12 protein-coding genes and 1 pseudogene are annotated in these 14,795 nt (G+C 27.3%); 4 read left to right on the plus strand and 9 right to left on the minus strand.

Features of this window, described 5'->3' with window-relative positions; all coding sequences use genetic code 11:
• The 5 genes and pseudogenes from KQ44_RS13755 to KQ44_RS13775 all read right to left on the minus strand — a co-directional run.
• Positions 1 to 265, minus strand: a pseudogene (locus KQ44_RS13755) (ATP-binding protein); the annotation flags it as partial.
• A 369-nt stretch (positions 266 to 634) separates the two neighbouring features.
• A complete protein-coding gene (gene mtnK, locus KQ44_RS13760) occupies positions 635 to 1,897 on the minus strand; it encodes an S-methyl-5-thioribose kinase (protein ID WP_096737928.1) in 1,263 nt (420 codons plus the stop codon).
• Between the two features lie 28 nt (positions 1,898 to 1,925).
• A complete protein-coding gene (gene mtnA, locus KQ44_RS13765) occupies positions 1,926 to 2,975 on the minus strand; it encodes an S-methyl-5-thioribose-1-phosphate isomerase (protein ID WP_096737929.1) in 1,050 nt (349 codons plus the stop codon).
• A 71-nt stretch (positions 2,976 to 3,046) separates the two neighbouring features.
• Positions 3,047 to 3,997, minus strand: coding sequence for an arsenosugar biosynthesis radical SAM (seleno)protein ArsS (gene arsS, locus KQ44_RS13770; protein ID WP_096737930.1), 951 nt, complete (start codon positions 3,995 to 3,997; stop codon positions 3,047 to 3,049).
• Between the two features lie 257 nt (positions 3,998 to 4,254).
• Positions 4,255 to 4,671, minus strand: coding sequence for a rhodanese-like domain-containing protein (locus KQ44_RS13775; RefSeq protein ID WP_096737931.1), 417 nt, complete (start codon positions 4,669 to 4,671; stop codon positions 4,255 to 4,257).
• Positions 4,672 to 5,259: 588 nt separating this feature from the next.
• Between KQ44_RS13775 and KQ44_RS13780 the strand changes: the two genes are divergently transcribed.
• The 3 genes from KQ44_RS13780 (at position 5,260) to KQ44_RS13790 (ending at position 8,237) form a co-directional block, all read left to right on the plus strand.
• On the plus strand, positions 5,260 to 6,888 hold the full coding sequence (locus KQ44_RS13780) for an NAD(P)/FAD-dependent oxidoreductase (RefSeq protein ID WP_096737932.1): 1,629 nt from the start codon (positions 5,260 to 5,262) through the stop codon (positions 6,886 to 6,888).
• A 74-nt stretch (positions 6,889 to 6,962) separates the two neighbouring features.
• Entirely contained in the window at positions 6,963 to 7,463 is a 501-nt protein-coding gene (locus tag KQ44_RS13785; RefSeq protein ID WP_096737933.1) for a DUF2147 domain-containing protein, read from the plus strand.
• A 267-nt stretch (positions 7,464 to 7,730) separates the two neighbouring features.
• On the plus strand, positions 7,731 to 8,237 hold the full coding sequence (locus KQ44_RS13790; RefSeq protein ID WP_096737934.1) for a DUF2147 domain-containing protein: 507 nt from the start codon (positions 7,731 to 7,733) through the stop codon (positions 8,235 to 8,237).
• Positions 8,238 to 8,442: 205 nt separating this feature from the next.
• Here KQ44_RS13790 and KQ44_RS13795 read toward each other — a convergent pair whose 3' ends face one another.
• From KQ44_RS13795 to KQ44_RS13810, 4 genes are all read right to left on the minus strand, one after another.
• Positions 8,443 to 9,360, minus strand: coding sequence for a DMT family transporter (locus KQ44_RS13795; protein ID WP_096737935.1), 918 nt, complete (start codon positions 9,358 to 9,360; stop codon positions 8,443 to 8,445).
• Positions 9,361 to 9,469: 109 nt separating this feature from the next.
• The gene (locus tag KQ44_RS13800; protein ID WP_096737936.1) at positions 9,470 to 10,597 is read right to left on the minus strand and encodes an MFS transporter; all 1,128 of its coding nucleotides are present in this window, start codon (positions 10,595 to 10,597) and stop codon (positions 9,470 to 9,472) included.
• Positions 10,598 to 10,707: 110 nt separating this feature from the next.
• Entirely contained in the window at positions 10,708 to 11,478 is a 771-nt protein-coding gene (locus KQ44_RS13805) for an HAD-IIA family hydrolase (RefSeq protein ID WP_096737937.1), read from the minus strand.
• Between the two features lie 498 nt (positions 11,479 to 11,976).
• Complete coding sequence (locus KQ44_RS13810; protein WP_096737938.1) at positions 11,977 to 12,993, minus strand: GntG family PLP-dependent aldolase; 1,017 nt, start codon at positions 12,991 to 12,993, stop codon at positions 11,977 to 11,979.
• Between the two features lie 176 nt (positions 12,994 to 13,169).
• On the opposite strand from KQ44_RS13810, the gene purB reads away from it, so the two are divergent.
• The gene (gene purB / locus KQ44_RS13815; RefSeq protein WP_096737939.1) at positions 13,170 to 14,462 is read left to right on the plus strand and encodes an adenylosuccinate lyase; all 1,293 of its coding nucleotides are present in this window, start codon (positions 13,170 to 13,172) and stop codon (positions 14,460 to 14,462) included.
• Positions 14,463 to 14,795 lie beyond the last annotated feature (333 nt).

Here is a 14,795-nt window from a genome sequence, read left to right on the forward strand (position 1 = left end):
CTGGTTTACAGTTTATAAAGCCTTCTATTTTGGGATTATCTCTTTTATCGTCTATACAGCCTGTAAAAGCTTTTTCTACTGCAGAAAGTATATTACTTTTTCCAATGCCGTTAGCTCCTATTATACTTATTAAAGCTCCTTGTTTCATATCTCCGTTAAGATATAATCTTCCGTATTTTAATTCATTTTCTTTTATTCCCTCATATTCATTTTCTAATATTGGGTTAATGTTCCTAAAGTTTTTTATTGTTAAATACCTTTTCATAATTTTATCCTCAATTTTTATTTTGTTAAAAATTTTAATGTGCTGTATTTTACCTTATATATTCTTATGTTGCAATAGTTTTATTTTATAATGTTCTTATTTCAATAATATTACTTATATTTTTTGATTACAATAGCTATTGAAAATAATCTTACTATATGAAATTATTTATATTATTAAATGAATATAAAATATAATATTAGGATTAAAAAATTAAATAATTTTGTATTTAAAAATTTTTTTTAAACAAGTATAATTATATCATACAGAAAAATCAGATTGATATTTTGAAATAATAAAAAATAATTTTAAGCTATAGTTAATAAGAAATATAATTAAAAACATACAGCCTAAAATTATTAAAACTAATTAGATTTTATCAATGCTTGAATAGTTATTTACAATATCAGAAACTTTTTCTATAGTATCAATACTATCTCTATTTACTAAAAACTCTCTTCCAATTTCTAAGCATATCCAATCAAGCCTTGCTCTCTCTTTTAAATCTTCTATTGAAGCAATATCTTTATTTTTAGCAAGTCCTAAAGTTCTTCTTATAAGTACGCAGCCTGCAAAACCAACTGCATCTTTAAATATTCTTTTTAATACAGTTTTTATATATTCTTCAGAATGTTTTTCCCCTTCATCATAATTCCAATATAGAGGCTTAGTATCTTTTAAGTGTTTTTTCCATAATTTTTCAAATTTTTGTAAAGTACCTGTTATCATATATTTAGCAGTATTAAAAAGCCATTTCCTAAACTCTGTAGAATTAGTACCAAGTCTTTTTTGATGATATTCCTGAGATATATAAGCTATAAAAAAGTTAGCACTTGCCTTTCCTATATCAAAACCTATAGGACCATAAAATGCAAATTCTGGATCTATTATATAAGTTTCTTCTTCATTGCCCATAAAACTTCCTAAATGAAAATCACCATGAAGTAACGCTTCTGCTTTTGTCATAAAGGCATATTTCATTTCAGCTGCTGCTATTTTTAGTGAAGCATCTCTTTGAAATTGTTTTATTTTTTCTATATTTAGTTCATCGTAAAATACATTAGTTTCATTATCTTCAAATGGGTGAGTAAAAATAAAATCTTCAGTTAAACTGCATAATTCAGCATTCATATATTCAGCGGTAAGTGCTTTTTTGGTTTTGCTGTCCAAATAATAATCGGATGTGAAAAATAATGTTTTTGAAAGAAAATCTGTTAAATCTTCTGCAGCTTTTGGAAATTTTCTTCCGTTTATTATTTCTCCTCTAAGTACTTTATGTTTATTTAGGTTTTGCATTATAACAACACACATATCATCAGAATCATAATATATTTTAGGCACTAAATTCGGACATAATTTGTATTGTTCTTTAAGTGTTTTTATTTCTATTTTCATTCTGTCTTTTTCTAAAGGATAATTTTCTCCAACACATCTTAAAAAAGGAACAGACTGTTTTAATATTACAGTTTCATTATCATTTTTTTTATTTGTAATGCTGTATACATAATTTAAATTTCCGTCTCCAATTTCTGTTATAATTAAATCATCAAAACTTGAGAATATATTTTTCATTTCATCTATAGTTTTTAAATAATCTGATATAGTATTAATATTTAATTGTTTATAAGCCATATTAATATCTCCTTTTTATATATTTTATCTACTTAGTTAGAAGTGTTTTTAAATTTTCTATGTAAGGCGGTTTTATTATTCCTTTTTCAGTGATAAATCCTGTTATAAGTTCATTAGGTGTAACATCAAAGGCTGGATTTCTTACCTTCATATCTAAAGGGGCTGTTTGTACTCCTGCAAAATTAATAACTTCTTTAGAGTCTCTTTCTTCTATTACTATATCATTTCCAGTTTCAGTATTTAAATCAAATGTTGTAGAAGGACATGCTATATAAAAAGGTATATTGAAATATTTAGCTAAAATGGCAACACCCATAGTGCCTATTTTATTTGCGGCATCTCCGTTTTCAGCAACCCTATCGCAGCCTACTATTACCAAATCAATGAGTCCTTTTGACATTATAAAAGCAGCCATATTATCGCATATTAAAGTAACATCTATACCAGCCTCCTGAAGTTCAAAACTTGTTAATCTAGCACCTTGAAGAAGGGGTCTTGTTTCATCAGCATATACTCTTATTTTTATTCCTTTTTGATGAGCTATATACATAGGAGCAAGTGCTGTTCCTATTCCGCTTACAGCTAGTCTTCCAGCATTGCAGTGGGTTAATATTCCGCAATTATCTTTTAAAAGCTCTGAACCGTATTCTCCTATTTTCTGGCATATATCAATATCTTCAGAATGTATTTTTTTAGCCTCTTCTTCTAAGATATTATATAATTCTAAAGATGATTTATCTTTTTTGTTTTTTATAGTATTTATCATTCTGTTTAAGGCATAGCTCAAATTAACAGCGGTAGGTCTTGAAGAGTTCAAATATTTTGCTCTCTCTGCTACAAAGTTTATAAACTCATGAGCATTTAAATTAGTTTTATTTTTTAAGTTTATAAGCAAAGAATATGCAGCGGCAACACCTATGGCGGGAGCACCTCTCACCTTTAATTCTTTTATGGCATTATAGGCCTCTTCTTCATTTGATAATTTTATTTCTTTTACTATTATAGGTATTAGTGTTTGGTCAAGTATGTATAATTCTTCTCCAGTCCATCTTACAGTAGGTATATTTTTACTTTGCATAAAAAATCTCCGAATAGTTTATGTATTATAATAAAGTATAGTAAAATGATTTTTTAAATTCAATAATTTATTTAAGATAAATTTCCCTGACAACTGCTTCCTTCTCCAGCAGTACATCCATAACAGTAGTCTTCAACTGGTATATTATTATCTTTAAAATCATCAATAGTTAAGTCGCCTATATAATAAGATTTGGCATTCTGCGATAAAAGATTTTTCATTTGATTAAAATCACAGTCATAAACCTTTCCGTCATATCCTATATTAATAGTATCAAGACACATTACTTTAAACGCATTTGAGGCATTAAAATTATCTTCAAGAAGTTTCATATATGCTTCATATCTATTATTTTTCTTTAACTTTTCTTCAAATCTTCCTATAGGTATATTTGCTATAGTGTATAGATTATTAAATACTATATTATGATCATTTTTTAAATTAGTCTTATAATCTTTTTCAAGTTCTTTTTGAGATGAAGGCAGATAATCATCTAAAGGATTATAAACTAAATTTATTATTAAGTTTTTATCTATACCATACCCTATAGAGTTCAGATATTTAAGTATATTTATACATTTTTCGTAAGTGCCATTTCCTCTTTGTTCATCTACATTTTCTTTTGTGTAGCATGGAAGAGAGGCTGTTAATTCCACATTATTATCTTTAAAAACTTCTATAATTTCTTTTTTATCTTCTAAAATAGTTAAATTTGTTCTTAATATTATTCTTTTTACATTCTTTAATTTTCTAAGCTCTTTTATAAAATATTCTATAAACTCTGATTTTTCAGGAGCTCCTCCAGTAATATCAATATCAATTTCTCTACCGCAGTTTTTTATAAATTTTAAACAGTCATCTATTACTTCTTTTTTTATAGTTTCTGTTCTGTTTTTATTAGCATCCACATGGCAATGAGAACAATTGAGGTTGCAGGCATATCCTGTATTAATTTGTATTGTTTTAATTTCTTTTTTATTTAGATTAATACCGTATTTTTTTAACATTTCTGAAAAATGCATTGTAATTTCTCCATAAATATTTTATTAATGTTAATTAACAAGTGTAATAAATAATATTACCATACTTGTTAATTGTTCTATAGTAACAAATACTATTTTTTATAATTAATTGTTATATAATAATGATAATAATTTTGAATGTTTTTTATAGATTCACGATCTAATTAATATTGAAAAATAAGAGGGATTTTATTTTTATAATGTAGGGTTTTTTGTTTATAAAAATTATATTTCATAATAATAAAATAATGATAAAATTATTTAATCAATGCTTTAGAAAACTCATCGTATCCTGCATCTTTTAAATTATTAACGTTAGTAAATCCTAAATCAGCCATTATTTGAGATGCCTGACCAGAGCGGTTTCCTGTTCTGCAGAATAATAAATACTCTTTGCTTTTATCCAATGCAGATACTTTTTCTTTGAAATCAGCTGCTTTGAAATCTATATTTGAAGCATTTTCTATAGTACCTGTTTCTTTAATTTCATCTGGAGTTCTAACATCTATTACTATAATATCAGGATTAGATACTATTAGTGCTGCAGCTTCATCTACGGTCAAATTTTTGTAGTTTACAGCTTCAGGAGTTTCAGCAGCTTCTTTTTTCTGACAGCCTGCCATTAATAATATAATAGATAATAGGGTGAAAGTGATAATGAGATTTTTTTTCATGTGATTCTCCTTAAGTTTATATAAAATTTTTTATATAATATCATACAAATAATTATAGTCAATTACAATTTTATTTATATTACCGATTATAATTATACTTGTTTCAAAAGTACTTGACAAACTATTTTTTTGAGTTTATTATATTATGCTTGGTTACATAATATAGCTTATATAATCAAGCTATGTAACTTCTGTTATTTCGACTGTCCATACTAGTGTGGCATACCATAGCAGGCGGAAAGACGTAATAAAAGAACTGTGCTGTGAACACTCAACTATAATAAAAAAATATTAAATTAAAAATTTATAAATATTAACAAATTTAGTTTTGAAACAAGTCTAATATAGAGTGCCTCATCATAATTTATTATAAAATAACAAATAAATATTTTGAATTCATCATACATATAATACAAAATTATAAAAAAATATTAAATTCCTTAAAAAAAGGAACTATATATACGCATTTTTTATAAAAATTGCTTGTATTTTTTATTTTTTATATTATTATTAATATATAAGCAAAAAATAATAAAAACGCTTATAACTGATAAAGACAATTTAAATTGATTAAAGGAGATTATGAATATGACTAACAATAAATATGATATAGTGATAATAGGTTCTGGTTTAGGAGGATTAACTTCAGGAGCCTATTTGGCAAAACAAGGAAAAAAAGTATTAGTATTAGAAAGCCATAATATAGTGGGAGGATGTGCTACAGCATACAAAAGAAAAAATGTAAAATTTGAGGTAGGTCTTCATGAATTGGATATGGCTAAAAAAAATAGAGAGATGAAGCATGTAATATTCAGCAAATTAGGTCTTTATGACAGAGTCAATTTAGTACAGCTTCCTCAAACTTGGAGAATAAAAACAGAATCTACAGACTTGGTTATACCTGAAGGTTATGAGAATGCTATAAATACTTTAGAGAAAGAGTTTCCAGAGGAGAAAGAAGGTATAAAAAAATACTTTGCAGGACTTTCAAGAATGATGTATATGATAAGAAGAGTACCTTATGACTTGAAGTTTTGGGATTATTTTTTCTTTCCAGTAACAACACTTCCTATGATTTTATATCAGTTGTTTAAGCAGAAAAACACTGGAGATGTTTTGGATTCTATAATAAAAAGTGATAAGTTAAAAAGAATATTGAATATAAATATTACTTACTATCACCAAAACCCATATGAGTTTACTTGGTATTACCATGCTTGTGCTCAGGGGGCTTATTATAACTCTGCTTATTTTATTAAAGGAGGCAGTCAGAACTTATCAAACGCTTTGGCTGATATAATAAAAGAAAACGGAGGAGAGATAAAAGTTTCTTCAGAGGTTAAGAAAATAAATGTAAAAGGAAACATTGCTGAGGGAGTAACTTATTATGATAAAAGAGCAAAACAGGAAATTACAGTTAATGCTGATTATGTAATAGCAAATGCAGCTCCTCAAATAGTTTATGATGAATTATTACCTAAAGGATATGAAGATAAGAGAATAAAGAAACTTAAAAACTCAGTATCACTTTATACAGTTTACATAATATTTAAGAAAAAATTCTCAGAGCTTTATCCTAATAATGCATACTCCACATTTATAACTACAGAAAAAACTTTAAATACAAACTTCAAAGAAGATGGCAAAGGACAGAGACATATACCAGTAGAAGACAGAAACTTTGTATTTGTAGATTATTCTGCTATTGACAGCGGACTTGTAGAAGATGGAGATAACCGCTCATTTGCTGTTCTTACAGGACCTTCATTTTTAGATGAGTGGAAAGATTTGAGCGATGAAGAATATAAAGCAAGAAAAAAAGAAATGGCAGAAAAATTAATTGACAGAGCAGAGCAGCATTACCCAGGATTTAGAGATAATATAGAGTATTATGAGGTAGCCACTCCAAAAACAATTAAGAGATACATTAAAACACCAGACGGTACTCCTTACGGATTTGTACAGGATACTTACTTGAAAAAAAGCAGATGTGTAAGGGTATCGCCTACTGTTAAAAACTTACATTTTGCAAGTGCTTGGAACTTCCCCGGAGGAGGATTTACAGGTGCTTTATTAAGCGGATATTTAGCAGCACGCAATATATTATTCCCATTAAAACCTTATATAGTGCTTAGATTTTTATTATGCGGTGTTGTAGGTACTGCTATAGGTACAGCTTATCAATGGATACCTGCTTTAATTAATTTGTTTAAGTAAAATATGTTTGCGTAAAGTGATAGACTAATTATTAGTTTATCACTTATACTAAAATCACTAAAAAGGAGAATTTAATGAAAAATAAAATAATTGCAATATTAATTTTTACATTTTTGTTTAATGTATTAGCTTTTGCTCAGAATGCTGATGATATAACAGGTTTATGGTACAGTCAGGCAGATTCTAAGAATAGAATATCTGTAGTTGAAATATATAAAGAAAACAACAAATATTACGCCTATTCATTTGCTTATAAAAATTCAAATGATATAGTAAACGATGTTAATAATCCAAAAAAAGAATTAAGAAACTTACCTTTAAAAGGGCTTGTTTATTTATATGATTTAGAGTTTTCTAATGGTGAATGGAAAAACGGAAAAATATACAATCCAGATGATGGTAAAACCTATAATGCAAAAGTAACTTTATCAGATAATGGTAGGGAGATAAAAATAAGAGCTAGTGTTGACGGAGCAGGAATATTTGGAAAAAATATAATATGGCAAAAATTACCAAGTAGTGAAGTTCCTAAATATAAATCATTAAACAAAAGTGAATTAAGAAAGTTAAATTAATTAATTTTTGATTTTTATATAAAAGATTTACATGTTAAATAAGTATACGGTGATTATTAATTTTTATTAAATAGCAATTCAGGTTTTATGATCCCTTGTTGATAAATTAAATTAAATTGTCTTGGCCTGCAGATATATCTATGTATTTGCAGGCTCAAAACAATAAAAAACCAAAAAATAATTTTACCAAAGAATAAAAAATTGTGTTTTATAATTTGTAAAGGTGATGATATTTTTGTAAAATTATTTGGAGAATTAAGTTAAATTATGAAGAAAAAAATTTTTATTTCATTGGTACTTGCAGTTTTTTCAAATTTACTGCTTTTAGCCCAAAGTGCTAATGATGTTGTTGGTCTTTGGTATTCGGAGAAAGATTCACAAGGATTAATACCTGTTGTAGAGATTTATAATGAAAATGGTAAATATTATGGTTATTTTTTTGATTATAAAGGCGGATATAACGGACCTGAAAAAAAGGATGTAAAAAATCCTAATAAAGAATTAAGAGAACTTCCTCTAAAAGGTTTGGTTTATTTAATGGGGCTTTCTTTTGAAAACGGAGAATGGAAAGGCGGAAAAATATATAATCCTTATGACGGTAAAACATATAATGGTAAGATGTCTTTATCAGAAGATAAAAAAACTCTCACTGTAAGAGGTTCATTAGATAAAGCAGGTGTATTTGGTAAATCTATGAAATGGACTAAAGTTCCTGATTCTGAAAAATCACAATATAAGCCTTTAAATAGATCTGACTTAAGAAAATTTAATTAATATTTCATAAAATATATAAACTATTTTTTATAAAGAGGCTTTTTAGCCTCTTTTTTATTTTTATAAATATTTTAACTTGTAATATATATAAATTACTGATTGTACTTATAACTATGCAGTATGCGAACATAATTAATAAGTATTTTATTATATTTTTTGCACTGCGGCTTTTTTAATCTCAATATAAAAATAAAAACTTGAATTATTACTGCTTATTTTTTATTTTATCTCCTACTGTACTGTATATTATTCCTGCAAGTATTAATAAACCTCCTACAATCTGAGATACTAATACATTTTCATGCAAAAGTATAACAGCTTCCAAAGATGAAAAGAACGGTATAGAATCATATATTATACCTCCCTTTATAGCACCTATTTTTGCAATAGCCATATTCCATAGTATAAAACCTAAGGCAGAAGGAAATACTCCTACATATATTAATATTAATGCTGATTTTGTATCCAGAGTATGTACATTGTTTGAAGCATATTTAAAAATCATTGCTGCTGCTAAAGGTATAAGTCCTATTATAACCATAAGATAAAAAAATGCTGACTGAGAAATCTCTTTAGGTTTTACTTTTAAAGTTAAAGTATATACAGCAAATAATATAACAGCAAACAGCATGTATAAATCTCCTATGGCAAATTTTAAACTCATAAGTACATCTATACTTCCTTTTGTTATTAGAATAACAACACCGATTATAACTATAAGAAGTCCTAGTTTTTGATGAATAGTTAATTTAGTTTTCCATACTATTCTGCTTATTATTGCCATTACAATAGGTGATAATGTAGCAAGTAAAGACATATTTGTAGCATTACTTGTATGTGCTGCTAAATATACAAATGTATTAAATACTGTTACACCAAGTATAGATATTATTATAACTTTAAACCATATTCCTTTTATATATTTTATATTTTTTATTAATTTTTTTATACAAAATGGAGTAAGAACTATAAAGGTTACTAGCCATCTGTAAAAAGAAATTTCTATTGGAGTAAAATGTATAAGAAATCTAGCAGCTACAAAGTTTCCGCTCCATATTATAACTGCGAGTATTGCGAGTATATATCCAAGATTATTGTTATTTAATGTATTATTTTCAGACATAAATTTTTCCTAAATTTTATTTTGCGTATTATGAAATAATATATAACTAGAAATATATTAATAAGCGTAATATATTATTATAAAACTATTTTTTTGCAATTGTTTTTTATCATTTATTTGTAATATAATAAGAAATTGATATTGCAGATGATAAAAAAGCAATTACTGCAAGTACAATATAGGCAAAGCTTATAGAATATAAATCTATTAATTTACCAGTTATTATAGGAAAGATAAAAATTCCTAATGAATAAGTTGACTGAAAAAATCCCATAGCAGATGATTTTTTATCTATATCTATTTCTTTTACAGATTCGCTTGTAAGAAGCGATGCTAGTATTCCAGAAGAAAAACCTCCCAGAACCTGAGAAGCCATTACAATAAATACATTATTTACTGATATAACTATAATGCAGTACAAAGCCATAATTATAAATGATATAGGTATATATTTCTTTATATTATTTTCATTTTTTATTTTGCTTGGTACAAAAGCTCCCACTATAGCAAAAAACATACTTATTATTGATGCCATTCCAACATTATTGTCCGTTCCGCCTAATTCTTTTATTCTATTTAAAGTAAAAGAAATTACAGCAGACATTTGTACTCCTTGCATTACTACAGCAAGCAGAGAAAATACTATTAATCTTTTATTTTTTATAACTGAAAATAAATTATTAAAAGACATTTTTTTACTATGCTTGGTGTCTTTCAAGAATAGTCCTAATACTGATACCAATGCTCCAGATACAGTGCTGACAAGAAGAATAAATTTCATTCCAAGTTTATTATAAGAAATAGCCGCTATTAGGAAAGCAATAAACATACCAAGTACGCTTGCAACTAATGCCTTGCTTGTAGCCTTGTATTCTTCATTTTTATTAAAATAAGAAGCGTATAAAACCATAAATACAGTCCAAATAGATGCGGATATTCCGCATAATATTCCTCCTATAAAAAAGCCGTATTGATTTGTATTTAATAATCTTATTAGTCCTCCAAGCGAAGTTAGAAATCCTGCTAATATTATGAGAGAGCGGCATTTTCCTATATAATCATTAAGAAGCCCAAAAGGAAATTTTAAAAACATTTGTGCAGCACCGTAAACTCCTATAATAACGCCTATCATAGATGTATTTACATTAATAGAAGATAAATAGGTAACCTGATATGGTATATAAACATATAATGATAGCCATAAAAGAGTCATTATAATAAATAATAAATTAGGCATATAAAAATTCCTGATTTTTAAGAATAAGTTTATTAATAAAGAATAAGCTGCTTAATAAAATTAAACAGCTTTAATGGAAATTATTATATATTTAAAATATTATTTGTAAATTAAAATTTTTCTATATTTATTTCAGCCACAGAATTAAATATATAATTTGGTCTGTAAGGAAATCCTTCTATCATTTCTCTGTTGGTAACTCCAGAAAGTACAAGAGCAGTTTTCATTCCAGCTCCAAGTCCTCCTAGTATATCAGTATCCATTCTGTCTCCTACCATAAGTGTATTTTCACTATGGGCATTAATCTGATTTTTGGCAATAGACATCATAATAGGGTTGGGTTTTCCTACAATATAAGGTTTTTTACCTGTAGCTGTTTCTATAGCGGCAAGTATAGGTCCTACTGCAGGTATTAATTCACCGTTTGGGGCTGGGTCTACTATATCTGGATTGCATCCTATAAATCTTGCACCTTTATTTATAAGGTGAACAGCCTTCTGAAGCATATCAAAATTAAAAGCACTTGTTTTACCTACAACTACATAGTCTGGATTAACATCATTAATACTGTATCCCACATTATAAAGCTCACTTACAAGTCCGCCTGTACCTATAACATATGCAGTACCGTTTGCAAGCTGTCTTTGTAAAAATATCGCTGTTGCCTGTGCTGCTGTAAAGAAATGTTTTTCTTCAAGTCCGTTTACACCTAATGATTCTAATTTTCTTTTTAAATCTCTTGGAGTTTGTTCTGCATTATTTGTTAAAAATAAAAAAGGTACATTTTTATATAATAGCATTCTTATGAAATCTTCTGCACCTTCTATTAAATTATTTCCTCTGTATATAACTCCGTCCATATCTGATATTATACTAATCATAGATTACTCTCCGTCTTATTTATTTTTATTGTCATGCTGATATTTAAATGCTAACAATTTTTATTCTTTTTAAAATTTTTTAATAATATTTAACAGATAAATTCTATAAATATAAAATAAAAAGTCAATTATAATTTTTTATTTTTGCTAAAATAAAATCATTGAGGTATATAGAGCTATATAATGGAACAATTTTATTTTGTCAACCTATGCACTTTATATAGAATTATCGAGTTTTTTGACACACAAAAAAGTTTTTGCCAAATGAACGCTTCGCGAAAAACACAATTACCATAACTTTATATTTCAGATATATGTATTAAATGTATTGTAATATCTGAAGATAGGCTAAAAATACAGCTCTTTTGTTTTTTTATACAAATAAAAGAACTGGTGTGTGTCAAGACTGTTTGCTTTGCAGCAAAGTACTTCAAATATTTAAAATTAAAAAATTAATTTTTGACAAATTGTAATTGTTTATGTATATATTAAAATATTTTATAAATTTTTTATTATAGAACAAACATCTTCTATTTCTTCCATACTTATATCTCTATGTGTAACAAATCTTATTTTATAGTCACCAAAAGAACTTGCTTTTATTCCTTGTTCTGATAATTTGGATAATATATTTGATGAAGGCTCTTTAGTGTCTGCTATCACTATATTAGTTTCAACATTCTCCAAATCAATAGTACCTATTTTACTTTCAATTATTGCTTTTGCTATTTTTTTAGCCTTTATATGGTCTTCTTCAAGACTTTCTATATTATGTTCTAATGCGTATATACCAGCTGCTGCCATAAGTCCTATCTGTCTCATTCCTCCGCCTATTAATTTTCTTATGCTGAACGCCTCATCAATAAAATCTTTATTTCCGCATATCATAGCTCCCATAGGGGCACCAAGTCCTTTTGATAAGCAGAATGTTATAGAATCAGTATTTGAAGCTATTTCTTTTACAGAGATTTTACTCGCTATAGAGGCATTAAAAACTCTTGCACCATCCATATGAAGATGAATATTTTTTGATTTAGTGAAACCATAAAGTTCTTTTAATACTTCTATAGGATAAACACTTCCTCCATGTCTGTTATGACTGTTTTCTACTTCAACTATATTCACAGATGACATATAATAAGGCTGTTCTTTAACATAGTTTTTTACAATATCTTTTGTTAGTATTCCTCTATCAGCTTTAACAGCAAGAGGCATAATTCCTGCTAAAGATGAAGCTCCTCCAAGTTCATAATGAACTATATGAGATTCTTCTTCTAGTAAAACTTGTTTATTTTTTCTTCCTAATATCATCATAGGTATTAAATTACCCATAGTACCGCTTGAAACAAATATTGCTTTTTCTTTTCCAGTAATTTCAGCAGCCATTTTTTGAAGTTTATTCACTGTCGGGTCTTCCATATAAACATCATCGCCGCATTCTGCATTGTATATTGCCTTACGCATTTCTTCGCTTGGTTTTGTAATAGTATCACTTCTTAAATCATAGATTTTCATTTTTTACTCCAATTTTATATAAAAACATTTTTTAGTTTTTTATTTTTTACTTCTAAATAATTCTATTTCTTTTTTTATAAATTACAACTAATATTAAAAAATAATTGAAATAATTTATGATTTTATCTATAATGATTTAGTATTTTATAATTTTTTATATTAAGGATAAATAATCTATGATAAAAAGATATACAAGAAAAGAAATGGGTGAGCTTTGGAGCTTGCAAAATGAGTTTCAGGTTATGCTTGATGTTGAGATTGCTGCATGCGAGGCTATGGCAGAAATTGGAGAGATACCTTCAGAAGCAGTAAAAAATATTAAAGAAAAAGCTACTTTTACAGTAGAAAGAATTGCAGAAATAGAAAAAGAAACTAATCATGATATAATATCATTTGTAACAGCTGTTCAGGAAAATGTAGGCGAGGGTGGACAGTATATACATAAAGGTTTAACTTCAAGCGATGTTAAAGATACTGCTTTGGCTGTGATGATGAAAAGGTCTGCTGAAATAATACTTGATGATTTAAAAAGATTATCAGAAGTATTATTAAGAAGAGCTAAAGAACATAAATATACACCTTGTATAGGACGTACTCATGGTATACATGCTGAGCCTATGACATTGGGGTTAAAATTTATATTATGGTATGATGAAAACGAAAGAAATATAAAAAGGGTAGAAGAGGCTAAAAAACAAGTTTCTGTAGGTAAAATTTCAGGGGCAGTAGGTACGTACAGCAATATTGATCCTAGAATAGAAGAAATTGTTTGTAAAAAGCTAGGAATAGAAGCTGATAAAGTTTCTACTCAAATAATACAAAGAGACAGACATGCACAGTATCTTACTACATTGGCAATAGTGGCAAGCTCATTAGAGAAGTTCGCTACAGAAATTAGAAACCTCCAAAGAACAGATATAAGAGAAGCAGAGGAATATTTCAGTGAAAAACAAAAAGGTTCATCTGCTATGCCTCATAAAAGAAATCCAATCACTTGTGAGAGAATATCTGGTTTAGCAAGGATTGTAAGAGGTAATGCATTAGCTTCTCTTGAGGATATTACACTTTGGCATGAAAGAGATATAAGCCATTCATCAGTAGAGCGTGTTATACTTCCAGATTCTACTATTGCTGTTGATTATGCACTTAATAAATTTATTGATATAGTAGATAAACTTTTAATATATCCAGATGCTATGAAAGCTAATATTGAAAAGACAGGCGGTTTAATATTCAGCCAAAGAATATTGATAAGTTTAGTTAATAAAGGTATAGACAGAGACAATGCTTACAGATGGGTGCAGAGAAATGCAATGAAAAGATGGCTCAATAATGAAGACTTCAGAGAGAATGTTCATAAAGATGAAGATATAACAAAATATTTAAGTGATAAAGAAATAGACGACTGTTTTGATTATGCTTATTATTTGAGAAATATTGACGTTATAATGAAAAGATTTGGCATATAATATAAATATATATAAATAAAATAAAAGGGGCTTTATAATTTTATAAGGTCTCTTTTTATTTGGTGTTTTATTTGTATGAAAAGTAATTATATCGTATTGACTTATATTTTTTATAAGTTAATATGGTATTATCATATGTATATGGGGGTATATGATGATTAATTATAATAATATTGTATCATTTAAAAAATCCTCTATCATTTTCATAGAGGATAATTATCCTAAAAAATCTTTTTATTTAATTAGAAGCGGCAAAGCTGTATCATACGGAAAATATTTTGACAGCAATATGGAATATACAAATGGTGATATATTAGGACTTGTAAATTCAGT

Source organism: Brachyspira sp. G79, assembly GCF_002379365.1.
In the GTDB taxonomy this organism is placed as follows: Bacteria; Spirochaetota; Brachyspiria; order Brachyspirales; family Brachyspiraceae; genus Brachyspira.

Bases quoted from the DNA above. Each gene is read 5' to 3' on its own strand.
- KQ44_RS13800 (WP_096737936.1), bottom strand. From the start codon at position 10,597: ATGCCTAATTTATTATTTATTATAATGACTCTTTTATGGCTATCATTA.
- mtnA (WP_096737929.1), bottom strand. From the start codon at position 2,975: ATGCAAAGTAAAAATATACCTACTGTAAGATGGACTGGAGAAGAATTA.
- KQ44_RS13795 (WP_096737935.1), bottom strand. From the start codon at position 9,360: ATGTCTGAAAATAATACATTAAATAACAATAATCTTGGATATATACTC.
- purB (WP_096737939.1), top strand. From the start codon at position 13,170: ATGATAAAAAGATATACAAGAAAAGAAATGGGTGAGCTTTGGAGCTTG.
- KQ44_RS13805 (WP_096737937.1), bottom strand. From the start codon at position 11,478: ATGATTAGTATAATATCAGATATGGACGGAGTTATATACAGAGGAAAT.
- KQ44_RS13810 (WP_096737938.1), bottom strand. From the start codon at position 12,993: ATGAAAATCTATGATTTAAGAAGTGATACTATTACAAAACCAAGCGAA.
- KQ44_RS13780 (WP_096737932.1), top strand. From the start codon at position 5,260: ATGACTAACAATAAATATGATATAGTGATAATAGGTTCTGGTTTAGGA.
- KQ44_RS13785 (WP_096737933.1), top strand. From the start codon at position 6,963: ATGAAAAATAAAATAATTGCAATATTAATTTTTACATTTTTGTTTAAT.
- arsS (WP_096737930.1), bottom strand. From the start codon at position 3,997: ATGCATTTTTCAGAAATGTTAAAAAAATACGGTATTAATCTAAATAAA.
- KQ44_RS13790 (WP_096737934.1), top strand. From the start codon at position 7,731: ATGAAGAAAAAAATTTTTATTTCATTGGTACTTGCAGTTTTTTCAAAT.
- KQ44_RS13775 (WP_096737931.1), bottom strand. From the start codon at position 4,671: ATGAAAAAAAATCTCATTATCACTTTCACCCTATTATCTATTATATTA.
- mtnK (WP_096737928.1), bottom strand. From the start codon at position 1,897: ATGGCTTATAAACAATTAAATATTAATACTATATCAGATTATTTAAAA.